This is a genomic window from Xenorhabdus innexi, from assembly GCF_002632485.1.
Classification (GTDB): domain Bacteria; phylum Pseudomonadota; class Gammaproteobacteria; order Enterobacterales; family Enterobacteriaceae; genus Xenorhabdus; species Xenorhabdus innexi.
Genome location: NZ_NIBU01000008.1, coordinates 41,380 through 65,894, shown reverse-complemented (window position 1 = coordinate 65,894; position 24,515 = coordinate 41,380). Strand labels below are relative to the sequence as shown.

Below are 24,515 nucleotides of genomic sequence, written 5' to 3'. Positions count from 1 at the left end.
CCCCCAAAATGTCAGGAGATAGAACCATGGCAAGAGAATTCAGTCGTACTCAGCGCGTTGCACAGGAAATGCAAAAAGAGATTGCCATCATTTTACAGCGTGAAGTGAAAGATCCCCGCATCGGGATGGCAACTGTTTCAGGTGTTGAGGTTTCCCGCGATCTGGCTTATGCCAAAGTATTTGTAACTTTTCTGAATGTCTTAGTGGAAGGACAAGATTCAGATAAGGTTAATCAGGGTATCAAAGCATTGAATGAAGCTTCCGGTTTTATTCGTTCATTGCTGGGTAAAGCGATGCGTCTGCGTGTTATTCCTGAACTGACGTTTTCTTACGACAGTTCTTTGATCGAAGGGATGCGCATGTCAAATCTGGTCACTAACGTTGTGAAAAGTGACGAACAACGTCGTGCCTCTGCGGATCACAACGAGGAAAAATAATGGGGCGTCGTCGTAGGGGTCGTGCGATACACGGCGTACTGCTGCTGGATAAGCCGCAGGATATTTCCTCCAATGATGCTTTGCAGAAAGTAAGGCGGGTATTTAATGCCAGTAAAGCGGGTCATACCGGTGCGTTAGACCCGCTGGCAACGGGAATGCTGCCGATTTGCCTTGGTGAAGCGACTAAATTTTCCCAGTTTCTGCTCGATTCGGATAAACGTTATCGCGTTATAGCACGGTTAGGGCAGCGCACTGATACTTCCGATTCACACGGTAAAATTATTTGTGAGCGCGAAGTTCAGGTGACTTCCTCGCAGCTTGATGCAGCACTGGAAACATTCCGTGGTGATACCATGCAGGTTCCTTCTATGTACTCTGCACTGAAGCATCAGGGAAAGCCGCTGTATGAATATGCCCGTCAGGGGATTGAAATTGAGCGGGAAGCGCGTCCGATAACGGTTTATGAATTACAGTTCATTCGTTGGGAAGGTGATGAACTGGAGCTGGAAATTCACTGTTCTAAGGGAACCTATATCCGCACCATTATTGATGACTTGGGTGAATTACTGGGCTGTGGTGCTCATGTTATTTATCTGCGTCGTTTGCAGGTTGCTAATTACCCTAGCCACCGAATGGTGACACTGGAACAGCTATATGAATTAAAGGAACAGGCTGAAAAGCAGCAGGTTGAAGCAGGAGAATTGCTCGATCCATTATTATTGCCGATGGATACAGCCGTTGTACATTTCCCGGTTATTCAGCTTCCATCTGTTGTTGCTGCTTATTTTAAGCAGGGTCAGCCGGTTCGCAGTAAACATAGCCTGTTATCTGGCGAGTGGGTGCGGGTTAATGAAGGTGATGAAAATAAATTCATCGGTATTGCTGTCATTGATGATGATGGGCTGGTAGCTCCGCGTCGATTGGTCGTAGAAGACACGGCAGAAGAAACCACCGATGGTGAAATGTAGTAAGAGTAGCCTTTATGGGGTTATCTTGCGCTTCATCTATTTGCAGCGTAGAATAATGCGCCTGTATATGAGTGGCTGAATTAGAGATCGGCACTCATCATTTTTAAACTATATTTGGAGTTATACTATGTCTCTAAGTACTGAAGCAAAAGCGCAGATTATCGCTGATTTCGGCCGTGGCGCTAACGACAGCGGTTCCAGCGAAGTTCAGATTGCCCTGCTGACTGCACAAATCAACCACCTGCAAGGTCACTTTGCAGAGCACAAAAAAGATCACCACAGCCGTCGTGGTCTGCTGCGTATGGTTGCACAGCGTCGTAACCAGCTGAACTACCTGAAGCGTAAAGATCTGGCACGTTACACTGCCCTGATCGAGCGTCTGGGACTGCGTCGCTAATCGATGAGTTTCAGTGGAAAGGGGCCAATCTGGCCCCTTTTCTTCTAGGAAATGGGGATTAAGAAACTTAAATTCCATTTCTTAACTAGTTGAACCTCTTTAGTTACAGTGACTCGCGCGGCTAATGAGAGTACTTAAAAAAATATATCCGAAAGATTTCAGGTTACACCATGGCTGTAAAGCGGTTACTTGAAAGGTAAAGGGCTGAGTACTGTCATTAGTCGTGAGGGTGTAACGAAGAGAACATCCATTGTTGCTGATGTTTAAATGCAGCAACACAAACGAAGGAATATTATTTTGCTGAATCCGATTGTTCGTAAATTCCAGTATGGTCAGCATACGGTGACCATCGAAACCGGCATGATGGCTCGTCAGGCGACGGCTGCTGTTATGGTTAATATGGATGACACTGCGGTATTTGTTACCGTTGTCGGTCAGAAAAAAGTAAAACCAGGTCAGAGTTTTTTCCCACTGACTGTTAACTATCAAGAACGTACTTATGCGGCTGGCCGTATTCCGGGAAGTTTTTTCCGTCGTGAAGGCCGTCCGGGTGAAGGTGAAACGCTTGTTGCCCGTCTGATCGACCGCCCACTGCGCCCTCTGTTCCCGGAAGGTTTCCTGAACGAAGTGCAAATCATTGCAACCGTTGTATCCGTAAACCCACAGGTTAACCCGGATATCGTTGCTATGATCGGTTCCTCCGCAGCATTGGCGCTGTCTGGTATCCCGTTCAATGGCCCGATTGGTGCTGCGCGTGTTGGTTATATCAATGATCAATATGTCCTGAATCCAACCAGTGATGAACTGAAAACCAGCCGTCTGGATTTGGTTGTTGCAGGTACAAATAACGCTGTGCTGATGGTTGAATCTGAAGCAGAACTGCTGACAGAAGAACAGATGCTGGGAGCAGTAGTATTCGGTCATGAGCAACAACAGATTGTGATTGATAACATCAACGGATTGGTTGCTGAAGCGGGTAAAGAGAAGTGGGAGTGGACACCTGAGCCTGTTAACCAGCCTCTGCATGAGCGTGTTGCTGAACTGGCAGAGAGCCGTCTGGGTAATGCTTACCGTATTACTGAGAAACAAGAGCGTTATGCTCAGGTTGATGCTATCAAAGAAGACGTTTCTGCAATTATTCTGGCAGAAGCAGCAGAAAAAGATCTGGAACTGGAAGAATCAGAAATTCTGGACGTACTTGCTGTTCTGGAGAAAAATGTTGTCCGCAGCCGTGTTCTGCGTGGTGAACCACGTATTGACGGTCGTGAAAAAGATATGGTTCGTGCTCTGGATGTCCGCACCGGCGTTCTGCCACGTACTCACGGTTCATCTCTGTTCACTCGTGGTGAAACTCAGGCACTGGTTGCAGCAACACTGGGTACTGAGCGTGATGCACAGGTTATCGACGAACTGATGGGAGAGCGCACTGATCGCTTCCTGTTCCATTACAACTTCCCTCCATACTCTGTAGGTGAAACGGGCATGGTCGGTTCACCAAAACGTCGTGAAATCGGTCACGGTCGTTTGGCGAAGCGTGGTGTTCTGGCGGTAATGCCGAGCATCAATGAATTCCCGTATACCGTACGTGTCGTTTCTGAAATTACTGAATCCAATGGTTCTTCTTCTATGGCTTCTGTCTGTGGTGCTTCACTGGCACTGATGGACGCAGGTGTACCGATTAAAGCCGCAGTTGCAGGTATCGCAATGGGTCTGGTGAAAGAAGGTGAGAACTTTGTAGTTCTGTCTGACATTCTGGGTGATGAAGATCATCTGGGTGACATGGACTTTAAAGTTGCGGGTAGCCGTGATGGTATCAGCGCATTGCAGATGGACATCAAAATCGAAGGCATCACTCGTGAAATCATGCAGATTGCCCTGAATCAGGCGAAAGGTGCCCGTTTACACATCCTGAGCGTGATGGAACAGGCTATCCAGAGCCCACGTAATGATATCTCTGAATTTGCGCCACGCATTCACACCATTAAGATCAATCCAGACAAAATCAAAGACGTGATTGGTAAAGGTGGTTCAGTTATCCGTGCACTGACCGAAGAAACCGGTACAACCATCGAGATCGAAGATGATGGTACTGTGAAAATTGCAGCAACGGACGGTGACAAAGCTCGTCACGCGATCAGCCGTATCGAAGAGATCACCGCTGAAGTTGAAGTTGGCCGCATTTATGCCGGTAAAGTGACCCGCATTGTTGACTTCGGTGCATTCGTTGCTATCGGTGGCGGTAAAGAAGGTCTGGTACATATTTCTCAGATCGCAGACAAGCGTGTAGAGAAAGTTACTGACTATCTGCAACTGGGTCAGGAAGTTCCGGTCAAGGTACTGGAAATCGACCGTCAGGGCCGTATCCGCCTGAGCATGAAAGAAGCTGTAGCTAATACTACACTGAATACTGCCGGTGAAGCAGCACAATTACCCGAATCATCAGTAGAATAAGTTTGACGTAATGAACGGCGTCCTGTAAAAAGGGCGCGGTTTATCTCTTTTATATTTTTGCCCTCCTCAAAGGTGAGCAGAAATATAAAAGAGTAAACCAATTTTTCTGGCTGGATGCCTGAAATAAACAATGTGGGTGGAGCAACAGGGCATTCTGATTAATGTCTGACTTCGGGAGTGGGAAATGAATTCTTTTCTGCGCTGGTGTTACGTTGCAGCTATTTTTATCCTTGTGGGATGTGGCAGCACAGAGTGGCGTAAAAATGAAGTTTTTGCTATTCCACTTCAACCGACATTGCAACAAGAGGTTATTCTGGCACGCATGGAGCAAATACTCGCGAGCCGTTCTCTCAAGGAAGATGAGTATGCACAGCTTTTATATGAGAGAGGTGTGCTGTATGATAGCCTCGGGCTAAGGGCATTGGCACAGAATGATTTTTCAGTGGCTTTGTCTATAAGTCCTGATATTCCTGAAGTTTTTAACTACTTAGGGATTTATTTTACGCAGGCAGGCAATTTTGATGCTGCCTATGAAGCGTTTGATTCTGTTTTAGAGCTTGATCCAACTTACAACTACGCGCGAATGAATCGCGGCATTGCACTGTATTACGGTGGCCGTTATCGTTTAGCGCAGGATGATCTGCAGGCGTTTTATCAAGACGATCCAAATGATCCCTTCCGTTCGTTGTGGTTGTACCTTGTGGAAGATAAAATCGATCCCAAGGTTGCAATGACTGGTTTGTCAAATCGTTTTGACAAAGCGAACCGGGGGCTATGGGGCTGGAATATCGTTGAATTCTATTTAGGTAAAATCAGTGAGAAAACACTGATGAAGCGCCTGAAGCAGGACTCAACAGATAACACTTCGCTCGCTGAGCATCTCAGTGAAACTGACTTCTATTTAGGTAAACATTACCTAAGTCTGGGGGATGAGGATAGCGCAGTTGCGTTATTCAAGCTGACGGTAGCTAACAATGTCCATAACTTTGTTGAGCACCGCTATGCATTGTTGGAATTGGCGCTGCTAGGCCAAAGACAAGATGACTTATCGGAATCGAACCAACAATAGCTGACGAACATTTTCATGACAGATTTTTGAGTCCACATCTTAAGGGATGAGGGCTTGTTTGTTCGTTTAATAATATAATTTGAGCCAGTTCACATTTTAAATGAAAATGACAGAAATTCTTTTCACTGTGTTATGTAGACTGGCCGCCACGATCAATGAGGCACCATTACATGACCACTGAGACTGAAATCTCTTTTGCTGATTTAGGGTTATCAGCACCTATTCTTTCCGCACTGCAAGATATGGGCTATGAGAAGCCCTCGCCAATTCAACAGCAATGTATTCCTCACCTGTTAAATGGTCGTGACGTGCTGGGTATGGCACAGACTGGTAGCGGTAAAACTGCGGCATTCAGCTTGCCTTTACTGCATAACATTGATGCTGAGCTTAGAGCTCCACAGATCCTTGTGTTAGCACCGACCCGTGAACTGGCGGTACAGGTTGCTGAAGCATGTTCAGATTTTTCTAAACATATGCGTAGTGTGAATGTTGTCGCGCTCTATGGTGGGCAGCGTTATGATGTTCAATTACGTGCTTTGCGTCAGGGGCCACAAGTTGTTGTGGGAACACCGGGCCGTCTGTTGGATCACCTGAAGCGTGGTACGCTGGATCTGTCCAACCTGAAAGGTCTGGTACTGGACGAAGCTGATGAAATGCTGCGTATGGGCTTTATTGAAGATGTTGAAAACATCATGAGCCAGATTCCGGCTGAGCATCAGACGGCGTTGTTCTCTGCAACCATGCCTGAAGCTATTCGTCGTATTACTCGTCGTTTCATGAATGATCCACAGGAAGTTCGTATTCAGAGTAGCGTAACCAACCGTCCTGACATCAGCCAGAGTTACTGGTCTGTATACGGTATGCGTAAAAATGAAGCGCTGGTACGTTTCCTTGAAGCAGAAGATTTTGATGCGGCGATTATTTTCGTACGTACCAAGAATGCTACTCTGGAAGTGGCAGAAACGCTTGAGCGCAACGGTTATAACTCTGCGGCACTGAACGGCGACATGAATCAGGCTCTGCGTGAGCAGACTCTGGAGCGCCTGAAAAACGGTCGCTTGGATATTCTGATCGCGACAGATGTTGCTGCTCGTGGTCTGGATGTTGACCGTATCAGCCTGGTTGTTAACTATGACATTCCAATGGATGCGGAGTCTTATGTACACCGTATCGGCCGTACTGGTCGTGCAGGCCGTGCAGGTCGTGCGCTGTTGTTTGTTGAAAACCGTGAACGTCGTCTGCTGCGTAACATTGAACGCACAATGAAGCTGACTATTCCAGAAGTCGAGTTACCGAATGCAGAACTGCTGAGTCAGCGTCGTCTGGAGAAATTTGCGGCTAGCGTTCAGCAGCAACTGGAAAGCAGTGATCTGGATCAATACCGTGCACTGTTGCCTAAACTGGGCACTGGTGAAGAACTGGATATGGAAACACTGGCAGCAGCATTGCTGAAAATGGCACAGGGTGAGCGCCCTCTGATTCTGCCACCAGATCCTGTTCGTCGTCCTCGTCGTGAATTCAATGAGCGCGGCGATGACCGTCGTCGTAACGGTGATAGCTTCGGTGAACGTGGCAGAGGCGACAGAAGTGATCGTGGTGACCGTGGTGATCGTCCTCGCCGCGAGCGCCGTGATGTTGGCGATATGGAGCTGTACCGCATTGAAGTGGGTCGTGATGACGGCGTTGAAGTACGCCACATTGTTGGTGCGATTGCTAACGAAGGTGATATCAGCAGCCGTTACATTGGTAACATCAAACTGTTCGCCACTCACTCTACAATCGAGCTGCCAAAAGGAATGCCGGGAGAGTTACTGTCTCACTTTACCCGTACCCGTATTCTGAACAAGCCGCTGAACATGCAGCTGATGGGTGATGCACAGCCATTTGAACGTCGTGAGCGTCGTGGTGGTGGTCGTAACGGCGGTAATGGTGGCAACGGCGGTAATGGTGCTCGCCGTGATCGTGAAGGCCTTGGCGGTAATGGTGGTGGTCGTCGTTTTAATAACAATGAACGCCGTGGTGGCGGTGAGCGCGGTTCTTTCCGTGGTCGTAATAACGACGATTTCAACGGTGGCCAACGTCGTCGTCAGTCGCAAAACAGTCAGTCACAAAACAACGGTAATGTGTAACACCCGTTGATTGTGGCTTCATGTTAGCGATAACGCATTGAAATTTTAAGTAAAAATAAGCCCTTTCTCCTATAAAAGAGAAAGGGCTTTTATGTTTTAATCTTTTTATTTTTGTAGTCGTTTTTTGGCGAAATAGGCTTCGACATCCTCAACGGGTATCAAATTGCCAGCATTAGCATCATCAATACCGGTGTACCTGTTCCTGAAACCATATGTCATAAGTAACTTGCTCCTGCTTATCGTCATTTTTGAAGGGATTAATGCCCTCTTCCATGCAAGTTTTAACGTATTCAGTCAAAGAAATTTGGCCTTCTTTTTCAATTCCCTCAATGCTATAAGCTACAAAATCACAATATCCGGTAACATCCAAAAACTCACCCCGGAACGCTTTAATTTCGGCTTCGTAAATAACTGAAGCAGGATGACCATCGATCATCATGATGTGATTACCTTTAATTATAATCTACCCCCTATTGCCTTTTGGAGAGCAGTATTTCTCTGACTTCGGTATCTGAAAGTAAGCGATTGCCTTGATGAATAAGCACTTTTTTTGTTCTTCTCTGAAAGCCGCCATGAGCCACTTCCAATAATACTCGTTCTTCTACGGAACAAAGCCCGCCTTCGGATTGATCTAATGGGTGGATAAGTACCCGATGATTGCGACTAAAAAATCGGTCAATGAATCGTATAAGGTTATGTTGTTTACACAGTAAACGTAATTGCAGCTCTGCGTTATAGAAATCACCAACCAATAAGCGGGAAGTGCTGAAATTTCCTGTGATACTTAGTTCCTTCTGGTTATTTAGATTTTTCAGGATCATTTGATTGGTTTTAATTTTCAGGTAGAGATCGGCCATGTATTTCCTTGTTTTATTTTGTCTTAAAGGTATAGGGTACAGGCATTATGTCTGCTGAATAGTTAATTCAATCCCAACTCTTCTTTGAGCGGTTTTAAGTAACGCCGGCTGACAGGAATGCGTTCATCATTACGTAAGACTAATTCTGCGTGACCGTTTTCTCCGAAAACAATTTCCCGCAAATGCGTCATATTGACCAGATACTGGCGATGGCAGCGGGTCAGGGGAGTACGGGTTTCCAGAGTGCGCAAAGTTAACTCCGTAAACCCCTCCTGCCCATTGGCATTCATTACATAGACACCGCTCATACGTGAGGTGATGTATAACACATCATCCAGCTGCATCAGCCATATCCGGCTGTGTCCTGTGCAGGGAATATATTTCAGTTGCTCATTTTCCGGTTGCAAGTCCGCCAGATGCTGTTTTTGATAGCCTGAACGTAATCGCTGTAATGTCTTGCTCAGCCGATCTTTTTCCAGCGGTTTCAGCAGATAATCAAATGCGTGTTCCTCAAATGCCTGTATGGCATATTCGTCAAATGCGGTGAGAAAAACAATATAGGGACGATGGTCAGGGTCGAGCATACTGACCATTTCCAGTCCGGTAATACGGGGCATTTGAATATCAAGGAAAACCACATCCGGCTTCAGGCGATGAATGGCTCCAATCGCTTCTACTGCGTTGGCACATTCACCGATGATTTGGATATCCGTTTCCTCTTCCAGCAGGCAACGTAAATTCTCACGGGCCAACGGTTCATCATCAACAATCAATACATTCATATTTACGCTGTCTTATCAGCCTCTTCTTCCAAGGGTAAACACAAAATGACGCGGGTAAATTCTTCCGGCTGGCAATCAACACGTACGCCGTAGTGTTCACCGTAACGCAGCCGCAGGCGTTTATCTACCAGACTCATTCCAAGCCCATCCCCTGATTGTTGTGGGCAATAAAGCCCTGCATTATCTTCAATTTCAACCAACAGCATATTCGCTTGCTGGTGAGCTCTAATCGTAATTCTTCCGGTATCCAGTAACTGTGATGTGCCATGTTTAATTGCATTTTCAACCATAGGTTGCAGGGAGAATGCGGGTAGTCTGGCGTAGCGCAGTGATTCCGGGATATTTATGGTTATCTGAAGGCGTTCACAGAATCGAGCCTTCTCAATCTGTAAGTAAGCATTCACATGCTCTATCTCATTTTGCAGTGTGGCAATCTCTTCCGGCCGTTTCAGATTTTTGCGGAAAAATGTGGAAAGGTATTGCACCAGTTGGCCTGCCTGCTGGCTGTCACGCCGTATCACAGCCTGCAAGGTATTCAGGGCATTAAATAAAAAGTGAGGATTTACTTGCGCGTGAAGCAGCTTTACTTCTGATTGCAGCAGAGACTGTTTATTCCGTTCATATTGTCCGGCAAGAATTTGGGCTGAAAGCAGGCTGGCAATACCTTCCCCCAGTGTCCGATTGATTGAGCTGAATAAACGATTTTTCGCTTCGTACAATTTGATGGTGCCGATGACTTGCTGATTCTCACCCCGTAAAGGAATGACCAATGCTGAACCCAGTTTACAGGCGGGGTTGAGAGAGCAGCAATAAGGAATTTCATTACCATCGGCATAGACAACTTCATTATTGGCGATAGCGCGATGCGATTGCTCAGAGGCGATAGGCGTTCCCGGCAGGTGATGATCAGAACCAATTCCGATAAATGCCAACAATTTCTCCCGATCTGTAATGGCCACAGCACCGATTTCTAATTCCTGATAGATGACTTTTGCGACACGCATACTGTTAGTTTCATTAAATCCTTTCAGTAACATACCTTCAGTGCATACAGCGATTTGCAGCGCCTGAGCAGAAAAGGCGCTAGTATATTTTTCAAAGATAGCCCTTCTGTCCAGCAGGATACGGATAAACATGGCGGCACCGATACTGTTGGCGATGATCATCGGAGCAGCAATATTCCTGACTAAATTGAACGCTTCACTGAAAGGATGAGTAAATAGCAGAATAATTCCCATCTGGGCACATTCTGCAAAAAAAGTCACAATAGCCGCAGTCCATAAATTAAGTAATTTGTTGATCCTGCCGCGCTTCATTAAATAATTATGTACAAGGCCGCCAAGTACGCCTTCTATAATGGTTGATACCATACAGCTGAACGCTGTCATTCCACCAAGAGAATAGCGATGTAATCCCCCCGTGAATCCGACCATTGCACCCACAGTCGGCCCACCCAGTAATCCTCCTAACACAGCACCGATGGCGCGGGTGTTGGCAATAGAATCATTAACATGCAGGCCAAAATATGTTCCCATCACGCAAAAGATGGAAAAGATGACATAACACATGAGTTTGTGAGGTAAGCGAACACTCACTTGCAGTAGAGGGATGAACAGAGGTGTTTTACTCAACAGCCAGGCAATCACCAGATAAATGCACATCTGCTGGAGAAGTAATAACACGAGGTTAAATTCATACATTTTTTTTCACAGAATCTTTGATAATTATAAATAAATTTATACAGTTATTATCAAAGTTTGAATTTAACATCGTCAATAGGATAGCGGAAATTAACCTATTTTCGGACGGGAGGAAGGCAATCCGCCCTTAACAGAGCGGATTTTATTCAGGAAATAAACAGGATGTTATATGCAGACAACATAATCGGTCACTGTTTCATTGATAACATGCGCCGTTCCGTTATCAATATTGACTGCAAAATGGGCATTGTCACCATCTTCATCTATTCCTGGTGTTGCAGAGCGATAAGAACGGAACTGCGGCCAGCCATACAGATCGTGCATTTCATTCTGCTGGTGAATTTGATACAGGCTGAGCAAGTCTTCTTTTGTCGGTAATTTTTTATGTATTTTATGGCAATACCATATAGCTCCCTTATAAACACGACGTGGCCAGTATTCACCATTTTCGGGATATGTAGTCATGCCTTCCATTCCCATTCCCATAGCCTTAAGTTCGGTTTGTAGTAGAGGTCGGCTAAAGACTCGTCCGTTCCCGCCTGTTACTGTGTCCGCCATATGCCCCCAGAAATTTGCATATTGAGAATTAGGGCTGGTCGCAACAGTGAAAATGACATACTCAGTTTTTGGTGCTGAAACGCCATATCCGGCTACTTGCAGGGTTGTTTTGACACCCAAACCCTGTGGGTCAGTGACGGGAAGGGACAATATACCGTTATCGCCAGTCACTCCCTGATAATGTTTTTTATTACCATTTATCTGTAGTGTGATTGACTGATGAACACTCTGACGATTCAGGGCTTCAATCGCTTTTACTTCTACCGGAACATTTCTTACAGGTTGGCCGTGATTGAATGCTTTCACGCTCAAAGTAATGGTTTCGCCTTTTTTAGCTTCGCCTGTATTAACGGTAACTTTCAGATTATCAGCAATTCCTTTGATTTTTCCGCCTTCTGTGCCGCCATAGGTATCATTACCCTGTGCCTGGCTCATACTGCTATCAATCGTTTTGGTATTTCCGGTAATATGAAGCCCATTCTGTGCCTGAACAGCAAGTGCTTTTACTCTACCCGCATCTGACAGTGTCAGTGTATAAGCGGGGATCTTACCTGATTGGGTAATTGTCGAGCCTTTAGTAATATCAACATTCCCTTTGTCTCCCCATACATAGCGTGACCTGTCTGTACCTTCGCCATTATTGGCATTGAAAGTATAAGTCGCATTGAGAGTATGCCCCATCTCCAGCCTGCCTGACATTTTGACATCTTTAATGATTGGTTTGTCAGGATGGAAGAAGGTGATCGCTATTGGTTTGAAATTAAGTTCTTTGAAGTTAGCAGTGACTGTCAGCACACCCGTTTTTTCGCCAGCAGTAAGTAATGCTTCATAAGTGCCCGGCTGAGTCTCTTTTATTTTTCCTATTTTGGGAGCGTCACCTGTCCCGCTTAATTCGCTGCTTGTGAATTTGATATCTTCAGTAGAGTCAGGAATTGGGTTGCCATTCCCATCTTTTAGCACCAATTTAAGCAGTGTACTGGAATGATCATCAGCTGACAGATCGTGATCTCTGACTGTGAATGTGGATTTATCAACACTTGCCTCTGCCTGTAGTACCTGAACCTGAGTTTCTGCCCGTCTGGAAGCATTATCATGCTCATCATAAGCAACCGCGCTTATAGCATATATATTGTTGCCATCATGGTGATATTTAGGCAGTGTCAGCAGATAGCGGTTATCGTTTTGTCGTTCAATTTTGCCACCACTGGCGAGCAGGCTTGCGGTATCCCACTGAATCGTTTTCAATCCATATTTACTATTCACACTAATATGAATTGGTTTTATTTCACCAGCATGACCGGAGATCAGGCTATCTAGTGTCAGGCGGATAACTTCACGTTTGCGGTATTCCAGAACGATCTGGTTATTACGATCGACAAGATCATAGCGGCTGCCCTGTAGTGTATGCCTGAATCCAACGGCATCAGGATTAACCTGTTTTGACCATGGAGTACCGATTTCATAATTCAGTTCTAAGTTAAACTGAGTATCTCCGTTACCGGACATATCCTGCTTGCGATCTATCCCGAAAGTCAGTAGTGGGATAGGGGTATAATTAATGCCAGCGGTAAACGCGGCGGGGTTTTTTCGGCGGTGCTCTTTATTGATTAACCCGACTTCATTTCCGAAATATTGTTCATAGACCAGCTTACCGCCAAACTGTGGCAGAGCGGGGATATAACCCTGTGCTCTCAAATCGAATCCATTAGCAGGGCGTTCATCATAATCTTCCAGTAAGCGTGATTCTCTCCAGTTACTTAAGCGTAAATAGCCGTTCATGCCCAGTTTCAGGTAATTACGGGTATATTCTGCACCAAGGCCAAGCCGGGTATTACTGCCGGTAAAATCGTGATCCAGAAAAGCGTTGTATCCCAGCATCCAGTTATCAAAAAACTGCCGTTGCCCAACACCGATATTAATAGTGTTGCGTTTATCAATACGGCGCAGACCAAATTGAGTAAAATCCATTTTACTGTTGCTGTCATACAAAGGCAGCAGCATATCAAGCTGGCTGCCATCCAGATGACCCTGTCGATCAATATTCGCCTGTACCCGGGCTGTACCATAATGTTTCAGCCAATTCTGGAGCTGCTGATTGGCTTTGCCGACAGCCAGATTACTTAACTGATTGATTGCACTATTACCCACTTTATCACTGCTCAGTATCTCTCCGATGCGGGTGGCGGAATCTGCCAGCGTGCGCTCAGTATCATCTGTTACGGGGGGCGGCGCTGATGGAGCTTGCCCTGCTAAGAGCGGTTTTAATTCAGCCTGTCTTGATGCTGATTGTTCCGATAAAAAGTAATTGAATGGTAAATACTTATTGGGACGAGGTCTGGGAACGTTAATTTCATCGCCGGCACTAAGTTCGGAAAATGGTTGCTTGAAAGTACGTAACTTATTTATTTCCTTTAGCTGCTCGATAGTGAAATTATAGCGTTTAGCAATAGTGTTAATTGTTTCTCCTGACTTCAGAATATAAGGCTCTGTCGGTATTGCTATCAAAGAAGCATATTGAGATGTCGTCAGTGTTTCAGCCGCGGCAATAGTGGGAACAAATGCGCTAGCCAGTGGGAACGAAAATTGGGCGATAATGTTTATCCAGGCTACTTGTTTCAGTAAAGATCGCTGATTTTGTACCCACGGTTTATCAAGTTTTTTATACATAAATATTAAACCTGTAACAGTAAAAGCATCAGGTGATGACGATATAAAAAAATGGCAAAGTGACATTGCCTTATTTAAGGCATAACAAATACGCCAGCGAAAATACTGCTAGTGTGGTTAATGCATAGATTATTAATCTGACATATACAGTATGCTAGGTTTTTTATTCCAGCATAAATTTTTTTTGGGGTCAACAGTACTTTCTTTATTATCTATTGAAAATAGAAGGTGATAACCCGATGTGGAATAATTAATAGATAATGTACACCTGTTATATTATTTCTCAATATTATGATTTTATTGAATATATTAATTAAACAATAGCGTGATGGAGTCTTATTTATATGAAGATAAATCATCTGATGAAGGAATTAAATAATTCTAAACACTATGAGGTTTCGATAATTAAATATCCATTGCTAATTATTATTGGTTTTTGTTTTCATTTTTATTTTATTAAGCATTGCTACTTTTATTGATTATCAGTGTTTATTTATTATGTAGAGGGTATAGGAGTGATCTTTTTATTTATAACTAAATATTAATTAATAAATTAAATTTAATTATAAAAAGTATTAAGTAATGAAATCTGACTTTGAACACTTATTAATTTCCCTCCGTATCACCACTAAAAGTTGATTAGGTATATAATGTTATGAAAGGTTGAGCAAAATATCTGATTCTTGTCAGTGATGAAGCGCACGAATTTCTAAAAAGGATTTATAAAAATAGTGTCACACTAGGCAGTTAATTCATCTCTCGATAATAAACAGATCATACAAATAGAGGCCGAAATGCAGCTAAAACAGGATCGTTGAGCGGGGGCAGTTAAACTTAATGCGGTAAATTACCGACGAGTTTTGTTCGGGTAGTATGTTTGGAGCTTACAAAACATAATGAAGAAAAGAACACTTTTCACAATATTGCTGATTATTTTCCTGACCGCAATGGCCGTGCTTTTTCGTTCACATCATCAGGATTTATTGTTACAGGGAGAAGTAGAAGCCCCTGAAGTCATCATTGCATCCAAAGCATCTGGACGTGTAGCCTCGCTTCATGTTGAAAGAGGCGATGATGTTAAAGCAGGGCAATTGCTGGTAAGTCTTGATGGCCCGGAATTGACTGCAAAAGTTGCCGCCGCTCAGGCAGCCCGTGATCAGGCCAAAGCAAAACTCGATTTATCCATAAATGGTACACGGGAAGAGAATATCCGCAGTCTGGAAGCTGCATTTTTGCAGGCAGAATTTGGCTATAAAAATGCAAAGCGTGAATTTGAGCGGCTGAGCCATATTTCAGCCAAAGGTTACTCATCTGCCAGTGAATTGGATAATGCCCGAAATGCCCGCAATATTGCCTATCAGAAAATGTTGGCAGCGAAAGCAGAACTGGATGCGGGAAAAAATGGTGATCGCATCGAGCTACGGCAACAGTATCAGGCTGCACTGAATGAAGCTGACGAAAAATTACAGGAACTAAAAATTCAGAGTAATGATTTACAGGTAACAGCTCCTGTTGACGGTGAAGTCGGGCCACTTCCGGCAGAAGTCGGTCAGCTTTTTAATGCCGGTAGCCCATTGGCAACGTTAGTGCGAATTCCCGAAACCTATTTTGTCTATAATCTGCGTGAAGATATTCTGGCGAAAGTGCGCAAAGGTGACAAAGTTAAACTGCGTGTACCGGCGCTGAATAACGAAGAGATTCAGGCTGAAGTGCGTTATATCGCACCAATGGGGGATTATGCGACAAAACGTGCAACCCGTGCGACAGGGGACTTTGATCTGAGAACCTTTGAAGTACGTTTATACCCATCGCAACCGGTTGATGGTTTACGTCCCGGTATGAGTGCGTTATGGCTCTGGGGTCGCTAAGGTGGCAGTCTGATGAACAGAAAAGGTGGGTGGTTTGGTTTTAAATGGAACAGCTTGAGCTGGAATAACATTAAGCGGTGGAATAGCCTGAAATGGCATGCTCATGAATGGAATGTGTTTAAACAGGCCTTTAATAAGGAGCTGAGGGTTGCATCCCGCAGCCCGGTTTTTCACTGGTTGAGCTGGTTGTTTCCTTTGTTACTGTTTATCTTAATCAGTGCCACTTTTTCGGAGGGGACGCTGTTAAATCTGCCTGTTTCGGCAGTGGATAATGATCACAGCTCTTTATCACGAACGCTGATCCGTAACTTGAATGCTGCTCCTCATGCAGATATCAAAACTTATGATGGTGGGTTAGCAGAATCATTAGAACGTCTTGGCAGTGCGCAGGATTATGCGCTGCTCTATATTCCCCATGAACTTGAAAAAGATGCGCTGAGTGGTAAACAGCCGACAGTGAGTATGTATTACAATGCATTGTTTTATGGTGCAGGGCGCTATTCGGTAGTGGATTTCAGCGGGCTGATGGCAGAAATGAATGCCAAATATCGGGGGATAATCGCATCTGAAATTGGTCGCTCCTTGCCGCCGCTCGCCAGAGCGAGTATGTCTTATGACAGCTTGTTTAATGCCAGTGGCAGCTATATCTATTATCAGCAATTCGCCGCAACCATCCATTTATTACAGCTTTTTGTCGTGACCGGCACTATTTATACCATGGTGAGAGGGAAACATCTCCTGAGAGCAAAATCTTTTGTTCCGGCTTTAATAGGGAAACTTGCTCCGCATACTCTGATTTTCACTCTGTTGCTGATGGTAGAAATTATGGCGCTGGTGGCATTTTCTGATGCCAAAGTAGCAGGTAACCCGCTCTATATGCCTGTGGTGGGGTTTTTCTATGTGATTGCGGCTCAAAGTGTCGGGCTGTTGTTGTTTACTTTTACCAACAGCGCATTAACGGCTTATACATTGATTGGAATGCTGGTGAGTATTGCAATGTCATTTTCCGGCATGGTAGTGCCTGAATTATCAATGGTATGGCCAGCCCGATTAATTGCCAATCTGGAGCCGCTAACCCACGCTTTAAACGCTATGTTCGATATCTTCTTACGGGAAGTATCATTAAAAATCATCCTGTATGTCTGCATGTTGTTAGCAATTTACCCTTTGGTTAGTGCCTTACTGATCCGCAATCGCCTGTGGAAACGGCTTAATCAGCCTGAGGAGAGCCTATGATGCAGGGGAAATTCGGAAAATGAGTAATTGGAAAATGTACTGGCAGACTTTCCGCACGGTATTGTTGGGAATGTTGGAAAAGCCTATGTGGCTGATGCTGATTGTTTCTCTGTGTGTCATGAGTCTGGTTTATGTCCACCCCACATTATGGGATTTGCCTGTTGCGGTCATTGATCAGGACAATAGTCATATGAGCCGTGCGCTGATCCGTCACATTGATGCAACGGCAAAAGTAGAAACCCAAAGTTATGCCAGCCTTGCAGATGCCCGCGCTGACATGCTACAGCGGGAAATATTTGCCATTATTATTGTACCGACAGATTTCGAGAAGCGCCTTTTAAGCGGGAAAAACGTGACCGTACCGGTTTATGGTGATGCGACCAACCGCCTCGCTAACGGGCAGATTCAACAGGATTTGGTATTGGCTTACCAAGAACTGTTATCAGAATACAATATGCAATTACTTTTGAAATCGGGTTTCAGTACGGAACAGGTGAAAGTGCTGCTGCAACCGATCAAAGGAGAAACCATCGGGTTATTCAATCCGGGAGTGAGTTATGCCGCAATTGTTTTCCCCGGATTATTAGTGATGTTGTTGCAGCACTCTTTACTGGTTGCCTGTGTGCGTGTGAGTATTGCCATTCGTAAAACCCCAAAAGGCGATCCTCCATTACCAGTCTATCTGGGAGCATTGTCCGCACTGTTGCCTATCTGGCTGTTTTTATCCGTCATCTTTTTTGTGCTATGGCCGTGGGTACTGGGATATCGGCAGGATGCACCAATCTATCAGTTGCTGTTAATGACTTTTCCATTTCTGCTGGCGGTATTGGGGCTAGGCAAACTGGTGACAGAGTGCTTGCGCAGCGTGGAAATGGTTTATCTGACACTGGCGTTTATTACCACACCGGTGTTCTATATTTCCGGCACGATCTGGCCTGTTCAGGCAATGCCTGATTGGGTAAGAGCGATTTCACTCGCTTTACCATCGACATGGGCAACCAAAATCATCGCGGGGATAAACCAAATGAATATGCCTCTGCAAAGTATGCTGGGGGATATTGCGATGATCCTGTTCCTCGGGGCTATCTATCTGCTTCTGGGGGTTTTGGTTGGGATGTTACGTGATGGGGAATTGCGGGGGTTGGGAGTGCTGATGAATCGATTGAGAAGAAAATAATAACAATCGTGGAGTGCTGTCTGACCGATAGTGAAAATATATTGATTTGGGATGGGTTCCGTGTAAAGGTTTCAGGTGCTGATTTACTGGATATCAACGTCAGTTTTTATTGCCGTTTTTTTGAGATAGCATCAGGAAATATCACAGTATTTTGGCAGAATAACAAATTCCTTTTCATGCAAAAGGAACTGACTTTTATTAGGTTAAATCCACTCTCTATTTTGGTTTATGACAGTTAGCTGAATTTATCAAAATGGAACAGAAAGAGGGCGCTGATCAGCACGATCGCGCGTTATCGTCATGTTAATCAGGGTCGAAATTCCGGTTGATGCGATGGGGATTGATCGCTTACTGCGGGAATCCTTTGAGACATCGGCAGAAGCTGAGTTAGTTCACAGGCTAAGAGAAGATGGCCTGTTGACACTGGGTGTTGTTGCGACTGACGATGAAGGTCACGTGATTGGCTATGTTGGTTTCACACCGGTTGATGTCAATGGACAGAATCATAACTGGGTTGGGTTGGCACCCTTGGCGGTGGCTGAATCGTACCGTCGTCAGGGGATTGGCGAAAAACTGGTATATGAAGGGTTAGATAGCCTGAATGAATTTGGCTACGGGGCAGTTGTTGTACTTGGTGAGCCTGAATATTATCAGAGATTTGGTTTCAGGCTTGCTGAAGAGTATCAACTCCATTGTCAGTGGCCTGACAGTGAACAATATTTTCAGGTTTATACGCTGGCAGATGTTTCGCTGGATGATTGCCATGGTCTGGTCACATATTCCAGTCATTTTGCTGACGTATGAGGACTGATGGAAAACATTGGATGTGACATGTTGGCGGCAACGTGTAGTTAACTAAACTCGTTAACTGAACCTACGATAAATAGGTGGCTATACAGATAGGCTGGGCAGTTACCAGCCTTTCTTTTTGCTGCTTACTCAGTTGTTTTACCCGATATTCCAGTTTCAAAGCCGCACTCCTGTCTGGTACGTGGCTATGATAAACCAATATTAATGGCCCTTTTCCTTTCAGTGCCTTCGCTCCTTTTCCGGTAGTATGCTGAGCCAGACGGCGAGAAATATCGGTTGTAATTCCAGTATATAGTGAACCATTCTGAGTTCTTATCAGGTAAAGATACCAATCAGGTTTTTTAATATTCATTATTTTTCTTAAGTGATTTTCTCTGTACTAATAACAATAAAAATTAATAAATAGATTGGCTATCATCTGAATGATTATATTTTTGCTATTATAACTTATGGATTATATTAAATTATATGTTTATTAACAGTCAGTGAGTGCTTTTTAAGTTCAAAATTCTTGAATGAGAATAGCAGTAATTGCTAATTTTCATTTTTCCAATAAGCGTATAAATTGATCCGCGTCACAAAGATGAATCCCTATATTCAAAAAGTAGTCAGAGGATCTAAACATGAAAAATATAAAATTTATTGCTGCTGTTTTGTCATTAAGTGCTATTTCGTTTGGTTCTTTTGCGGCAACTGAAGTTCAAAACGCTACTGGGGAGAAGATTGGTGTTGTTTCAGTATCGGGAGCAGACACGTTGGATAGTCTGACTGAAGAATTATCCAAAAAAGCTGATGAAGCTGGAGCATCCTATTTCCGTGTTGTTGCTGCAACAGGCCATAATAAACTGTATGGTATTGCTGAACTCTATAAATAACTTATAGTTAAACCCAGACTTCACTCATATTATTCGATAAAGATCAGAACGCGTATTGGAAAGATATCCAGCGTGTTCTGATTAAAAGAGAAAATATAACGGTATATAAACAAATGGAATCGGATAAAAAAAAATTAATAATATGTCAGTATCTCGCCAATCAACATGTCTTCACACTTTGTACTTCTTCACAACAGGATCTCTGGTGTGCAAGTTGCTTCTATCTCTTTGATGCTGAAAAGATGGTTCTGTGGTTTATGACTGAATCGGATACGCGCCACGGTAAGATAATGCAGGAAAATACCATCGTTGCGGGAACTATTGCCGAGCAAACCCACAATATTTCCCAAATCAGAGGCATTCAGTTTCGTGGGGAGATTGTTGCTCTGACTGGTAAAGCGGAAACCATTGCCAGAGCAGCTTATTGTCACCAGTTTCCTGTTGCGATAACGGCAAAAACACCAATTTGGCAACTGAACCTGAATGAAATCAAAATGGTGGATAACACCCTTGGTTTTGGCAAAAAATTACACTGGCAGCGTTAATATCAGCGTTATAAATTGAATGCGACAAAATGGTGTGCTGCTGCGGCAATAAATCTGTCGCAAAAAGCTTTCATAAAAAGCCATCGTAAAAAATTACCGCAAATAGTGGATAACCTGATTGTTGCTACCCCGCCAGATTAACGTCGGGTCGTGCAGCTCCTGTTCAAATTTCCCATCAATTAACACATTAATATGGCTGACAATCTCCTGCTGGAGTTCATTTAATTCGTTGAGCATATAACCTGTCCAGAGCCAGATATCTTTATCTGGACATTCTCTTTTTACCCGTTTGACCAACCGGAGAATGGCAGATGTGTTATTGGGATGAAGCGGATCGCCACCGGATAGTGACAGCCCTTGTCGCCTGATCCGGTGATCATTCAAATCATCAATGAGCTGATTTTCAACAGCCGGGGTGAAAGGGTGACCGGAATCAATCCGCCACGTACTTTGGTTATAGCAGCCACGACACTGATGGGAACAACCTGCTACAAACAGCGTGCAGCGGGTACCGGGGCCATTGACCACATCGACCGGATAATATTGATGATAATTCATGATATTAACCAATATTCCCATTATCGAGATGTTTAATACGGCGTTTCACCTCTTCCTGTTTACCCGTATTAAACGGGCGGGCATCGGGGCTGCCAAGATAACCGCAAACTCGTCTTATCACGGAAACATGGGTTGAATCATGATTACCACAAGCCGGGCAGGTAAAGCCCTTGCTGGTACAGGAAAACTCTCCGGTAAAACCACATTGATAACACTCATCAATCGGGGTATTGGTTCCATAATAAGGAACACGGGAATAACTGTAATCCCATACATCTTCCAGTGCTTTTAAATTATGTTGCAGGTTGGGATATTCGCCGTAGCAGATAAAACCACCATTCGCCAACGGAGGATATGACGCTTCAAAATCCAGTTTATCGTAGGGATTAACCTTTTTCTCCACATCCAGATGAAAGCTGTTCGTGTAATAGCCTTTATCCGTAACGCCGCTAATTACACCGAACTCACTGGCATCAAGGCGACAGAAACGGTCACATAAACTTTCACTTGGCGTACTGTATAAGCTGAATCCATAGCCGGTTTCCTGCTTCCATTCGTCGACGGTTTTACGCAGGTATGCGACGATAGCGAGTGCTTTCTGGCGGCGCTGTTCATCATCAAATAGATGAATATGATCACCATATAACGCATTGATTGTTTCATGGATACCAATATACCCTAACGATATAGAAGCCCGCCCATGCCTGAAAATTTCAGCGATGTTATCATCTTCTTTCAGCCTCACTCCACAAGCACCTTCCATATAGAGAATAGGAGCGACCCGTGCTTTAGTATTTTCCAGCCGCATGATGCGCGTCATTAATGCTTTTCTGGCAATCTGCAAGCGCTGATCTAACAACTGCCAGAAGCGTATCTCATCACCTCCTGATTCAATGGCAATACGTGGAAGATTCAGACTGATCACTCCCAGATTGTTGCGTCCGGCATGAATTTGCTGTCCATCCTCGTCATAAACACCAAGAAAGCTGCGGCAACCCATTGGAGTTTTAAATGATCCGGTTACTTTAACCACTTGATCATAATTAAGAATGTCGGGATACATACGCTTGCTGGCGCATTCAAGAGCCAATAATTTAATATCATAGTTGGGATCACCAAACCGGTGATTCAGCCCATCACGAATAGCAAAGACCAGTTTGGGAAATACAGCCGTTTTGCGGTTTTTACCCAGACCAGCGAGGCGATTACGTAAAATAGCAGTCTGAATTAAACGGGATTCTTTTGATGTTCCCAGACCAAATCCAAACGTCACAAACGGCGTTTGTCCATTGGCGGTATGCAACGTATTCACTTCATATTCCAGAGACTGGAAAGCATCGTAGCATTCCTTTTCCGTACGGGCTTCAGCATAAGCTATCCTATCTGAGATATTCCACTCCTCAGCAATGCTCAGGTGTTTGTGATAGCTGGTTTTAACAAATGGAGCGAGTACTTCATCAATTCGATCAATGGTTGTACCTCCATAAATATGACTGGCAACCTGAGCAATAATCTGGGCTGTGACGGCAGTTGCTGTGGAGATCGACTTTGGCGGCTCAATTTCAGCGTTTCCCATTTTAAAACCGTGGGTCAGCATCCCTTCTAAATCGACCAACATGCAGTTAAACATCGGGAAAAATGGCGCATAATCCAGATCATGGTAGTGAATTTCGCCTCTTTCATGTGCCGCAACAACATCATCCGGCAGCATATACTGCTTGGCATATTGTCTGGCAACAATTCCTGCCAGTAAATCACGCTGAGTAGGAATGACTTTGGCGTCTTTATTGGCATTTTCATTGAATAAAGGGAGGTCACTCTGTTCAATCAACCCGCGAATTTCCTGATCCAGACGATCATGCCATTCGCGGAGATCTTTTTCACCGACATCAATAGAATGGTCACTGCTCTGCATCACAACCGTGTTCACAATAGGATTCCTCAATATGTTATCCCCAAACTGAATCTTAACTCCCATCGCAATGACTGTTGCATGATGGACTGTTTTTTTATCTGGTGTGGATAACTCTGTGTATAAATACTATATATAGTGCTTTATTTATATTTAAGCACAATATATGGGTATATTAACTTTATATACCCATATATAGTGCTTTATTTATATTTAAGCACAATATATGGGTATATAAAGTTAATATACAGCTCAATAAGTTGATCTGAGACAAAGAAAAGGAAAGTTATTCCGGGGAGATACAGGCAGAAAAAAGAGCAACCAACCCTGATATTGAAACTATCAGGGCTGATGGGCTATGAATTAGCTACGGACGGCAATCGCTTCGATTTCGATTTTCACATCTTTTGGCAGACGGGCAACTTCAACGCATGAACGCGCAGGGAATGGCGCATTATGTTCAGTGAAGAACGCTTCATAAGCGGCATTCACAACAGTAAAGTCATTCAGGTCTTTAACAAACACCGTTGTTTTCACAATATTGGCAACTTTCAGGCCAGATTGCTCAATGATAGCCTTAACGTTTTCCAGTGACTGGCGGGTTTGAGCGGTAATATCTTCAGAAACAGCTCCTGTTTTTGGATCAACAGGGATTTGACCAGAAGTAATAACCATGCTGCCCAGATCAACGCCCTGAACATAAGGGCCGATTGCGGCTGGAGCATTTTCGGTATGGATGGAACGTGACATTAGGAACTCCTGTTTAACGTCAGAATGGAAGATTTTGAGAAGGTTTTATTATAGTGGCACTCTACCCGGCATCAACTGCGGGATCTTAATCGTTGCTGATAACAGCCTGACGATCAAATTCTTTTTCGCAATATTTGCAACGCACGATGAGATCGTGAGCTGTTTCCATTACGTGAAAGCTGCTTTCGACAGGCTCATTATGGCTGATACAGTTACCGTTGGGGCATACAAGAATACCGTCAATCTGTTCGGGGAGGCTAATTGGCATTTTCTTGACAACAACGTAATTTTCAATGTTATTGATAGTCGCATGTGGAGCGTACATGGCGAGCTGGTTTGCCTGATACTCTGTCAGGAACGTATTTTCAATTTTGATCAGATCCTTCTTCCCTAAATGATTGGAAGGTAAATTCAGGCCAATGGTAATACGCTGATCAGTTTCTGTGAGTTTGAAGAGAGATAACAACTTAAAACCGATCTGAGCCGGAATATGGTCGATAACTGTGCCGCATTTAATGGCTTCTACTTGCAACTGATGGTCTTGTAGTGGATGCTCTTGAGTCATGTTGTGTTGCGAATACCGTTTAGGTATTCCTCCTCTGGACATTGGGTGATCAGGGAAATGTGTACATTTTGTCATATAAAATATGGCATTTCACCTTGTATGGATGACACAAGGTGAAATAATATTTTTCTTTCTCAACAGAAAGAAAATTAAAGTTTGATAGCCTTTAATTTTGTTGCTAGCCTGTAAATACATTGTTATTTT

Annotated in this window: 22 protein-coding genes; 12 read left to right on the top strand and 10 right to left on the bottom strand. The window is 44.1% G+C overall.

Annotated elements, in window-relative coordinates; genetic code table 11:
- Positions 1-26 precede the first annotated feature (26 nt).
- From rbfA to Xinn_RS04930, 6 genes are all read left to right on the top strand, one after another.
- Entirely contained in the window at positions 27-437 is a 411-nt protein-coding gene (gene rbfA / locus Xinn_RS04955) for a 30S ribosome-binding factor RbfA (protein WP_086955147.1), read from the top strand.
- Complete coding sequence (gene truB / locus Xinn_RS04950; RefSeq protein ID WP_086955148.1) at positions 437-1,405, top strand: tRNA pseudouridine(55) synthase TruB; 969 nt, start codon at positions 437-439, stop codon at positions 1,403-1,405. The genes rbfA and truB overlap by 1 nt, the downstream gene beginning before the upstream one ends.
- A gap of 127 nt (positions 1,406-1,532) precedes the next feature.
- The gene (rpsO, locus tag Xinn_RS04945) at positions 1,533-1,802 is read left to right on the top strand and encodes a 30S ribosomal protein S15 (protein ID WP_086955149.1); all 270 of its coding nucleotides are present in this window, start codon (positions 1,533-1,535) and stop codon (positions 1,800-1,802) included.
- 297 nt (positions 1,803-2,099) lie between these two features.
- The gene (gene pnp / locus Xinn_RS04940; protein WP_099137613.1) at positions 2,100-4,253 is read left to right on the top strand and encodes a polyribonucleotide nucleotidyltransferase; all 2,154 of its coding nucleotides are present in this window, start codon (positions 2,100-2,102) and stop codon (positions 4,251-4,253) included.
- 184 nt (positions 4,254-4,437) lie between these two features.
- Positions 4,438-5,322, top strand: coding sequence for a lipoprotein NlpI (gene nlpI / locus Xinn_RS04935; RefSeq protein WP_086955151.1), 885 nt, complete (start codon positions 4,438-4,440; stop codon positions 5,320-5,322).
- Positions 5,323-5,492: 170 nt separating this feature from the next.
- Entirely contained in the window at positions 5,493-7,451 is a 1,959-nt protein-coding gene (locus Xinn_RS04930) for a DEAD/DEAH family ATP-dependent RNA helicase (protein ID WP_086955152.1), read from the top strand.
- A 181-nt stretch (positions 7,452-7,632) separates the two neighbouring features.
- Here Xinn_RS04930 and Xinn_RS04925 read toward each other — a convergent pair whose 3' ends face one another.
- The 5 genes from Xinn_RS04925 to Xinn_RS04905 all read right to left on the bottom strand — a co-directional run bounded on the left by Xinn_RS04925 (position 7,633) and on the right by Xinn_RS04905 (position 14,015).
- Entirely contained in the window at positions 7,633-7,890 is a 258-nt protein-coding gene (locus Xinn_RS04925; RefSeq protein ID WP_244590135.1) for a type II toxin-antitoxin system HicB family antitoxin, read from the bottom strand.
- Between the two features lie 31 nt (positions 7,891-7,921).
- Positions 7,922-8,308, bottom strand: a complete 387-nt coding sequence (locus Xinn_RS04920) for a hypothetical protein (RefSeq protein ID WP_086955153.1) — start codon at positions 8,306-8,308, stop codon at positions 7,922-7,924.
- Positions 8,309-8,370: 62 nt separating this feature from the next.
- Positions 8,371-9,090, bottom strand: coding sequence for a two-component system response regulator BtsR (gene btsR / locus Xinn_RS04915; RefSeq protein ID WP_086955154.1), 720 nt, complete (start codon positions 9,088-9,090; stop codon positions 8,371-8,373).
- Positions 9,091-9,092: 2 nt separating this feature from the next.
- Positions 9,093-10,790: a sensor histidine kinase gene (locus tag Xinn_RS04910; protein ID WP_086955155.1), complete on the bottom strand. Its 1,698-nt coding sequence runs from the start codon at positions 10,788-10,790 to the stop codon at positions 9,093-9,095.
- Between the two features lie 165 nt (positions 10,791-10,955).
- A complete protein-coding gene (locus Xinn_RS04905) occupies positions 10,956-14,015 on the bottom strand; it encodes an inverse autotransporter beta domain-containing protein (protein ID WP_086955156.1) in 3,060 nt (1,019 codons plus the stop codon).
- Positions 14,016-14,911: 896 nt separating this feature from the next.
- Here Xinn_RS04905 and Xinn_RS04900 point away from each other — a divergent pair.
- From Xinn_RS04900 to Xinn_RS04880, 4 genes are all read left to right on the top strand, one after another.
- Entirely contained in the window at positions 14,912-15,883 is a 972-nt protein-coding gene (locus tag Xinn_RS04900; protein WP_086955157.1) for an HlyD family secretion protein, read from the top strand.
- A 12-nt stretch (positions 15,884-15,895) separates the two neighbouring features.
- Positions 15,896-17,119 (top strand): ABC transporter permease, encoded by a 1,224-nt coding sequence (locus Xinn_RS04895; protein ID WP_086955158.1) that lies wholly within the window; start codon positions 15,896-15,898, stop codon positions 17,117-17,119.
- A 19-nt stretch (positions 17,120-17,138) separates the two neighbouring features.
- Positions 17,139-18,296, top strand: coding sequence for an ABC transporter permease (locus tag Xinn_RS04890; RefSeq protein ID WP_086955159.1), 1,158 nt, complete (start codon positions 17,139-17,141; stop codon positions 18,294-18,296).
- Positions 18,297-18,596: 300 nt separating this feature from the next.
- Complete coding sequence (locus Xinn_RS04880) at positions 18,597-19,100, top strand: GNAT family N-acetyltransferase (protein WP_086955161.1); 504 nt, start codon at positions 18,597-18,599, stop codon at positions 19,098-19,100.
- A 70-nt stretch (positions 19,101-19,170) separates the two neighbouring features.
- Here the strand turns inward: Xinn_RS04880 and Xinn_RS04875 are convergent, their stop codons facing one another.
- Positions 19,171-19,458 carry a GIY-YIG nuclease family protein gene (locus Xinn_RS04875; RefSeq protein WP_086955162.1) on the bottom strand — a complete coding sequence of 96 codons (288 nt, stop codon included), beginning with the start codon at positions 19,456-19,458 and terminating at the stop codon, positions 19,171-19,173.
- Between the two features lie 271 nt (positions 19,459-19,729).
- Between Xinn_RS04875 and bhsA the strand changes: the two genes are divergently transcribed.
- Both bhsA and Xinn_RS04865 read left to right on the top strand, forming a co-directional pair.
- Positions 19,730-19,981: a multiple stress resistance protein BhsA gene (gene bhsA, locus Xinn_RS04870; RefSeq protein ID WP_086955163.1), complete on the top strand. Its 252-nt coding sequence runs from the start codon at positions 19,730-19,732 to the stop codon at positions 19,979-19,981.
- Positions 19,982-20,094: 113 nt separating this feature from the next.
- A complete protein-coding gene (locus Xinn_RS04865; protein WP_099137612.1) occupies positions 20,095-20,526 on the top strand; it encodes a YhbP family protein in 432 nt (143 codons plus the stop codon).
- A gap of 93 nt (positions 20,527-20,619) precedes the next feature.
- On the opposite strand, the gene nrdG is transcribed toward Xinn_RS04865, so the two are convergent.
- From nrdG to pyrI, 4 genes are all read right to left on the bottom strand, one after another.
- Complete coding sequence (nrdG, locus tag Xinn_RS04860; RefSeq protein ID WP_086956558.1) at positions 20,620-21,084, bottom strand: anaerobic ribonucleoside-triphosphate reductase-activating protein; 465 nt, start codon at positions 21,082-21,084, stop codon at positions 20,620-20,622.
- A 4-nt stretch (positions 21,085-21,088) separates the two neighbouring features.
- Positions 21,089-22,999, bottom strand: coding sequence for an anaerobic ribonucleoside-triphosphate reductase (gene nrdD, locus Xinn_RS04855; protein WP_339373514.1), 1,911 nt, complete (start codon positions 22,997-22,999; stop codon positions 21,089-21,091).
- Positions 23,000-23,359: 360 nt separating this feature from the next.
- A complete protein-coding gene (gene ridA / locus Xinn_RS04850; RefSeq protein WP_086955166.1) occupies positions 23,360-23,746 on the bottom strand; it encodes a 2-iminobutanoate/2-iminopropanoate deaminase in 387 nt (128 codons plus the stop codon).
- A gap of 85 nt (positions 23,747-23,831) precedes the next feature.
- Positions 23,832-24,311: an aspartate carbamoyltransferase regulatory subunit gene (gene pyrI, locus Xinn_RS04845; protein ID WP_086955167.1), complete on the bottom strand. Its 480-nt coding sequence runs from the start codon at positions 24,309-24,311 to the stop codon at positions 23,832-23,834.
- Between the last annotated feature and the right edge of the window lie 204 nt (positions 24,312-24,515).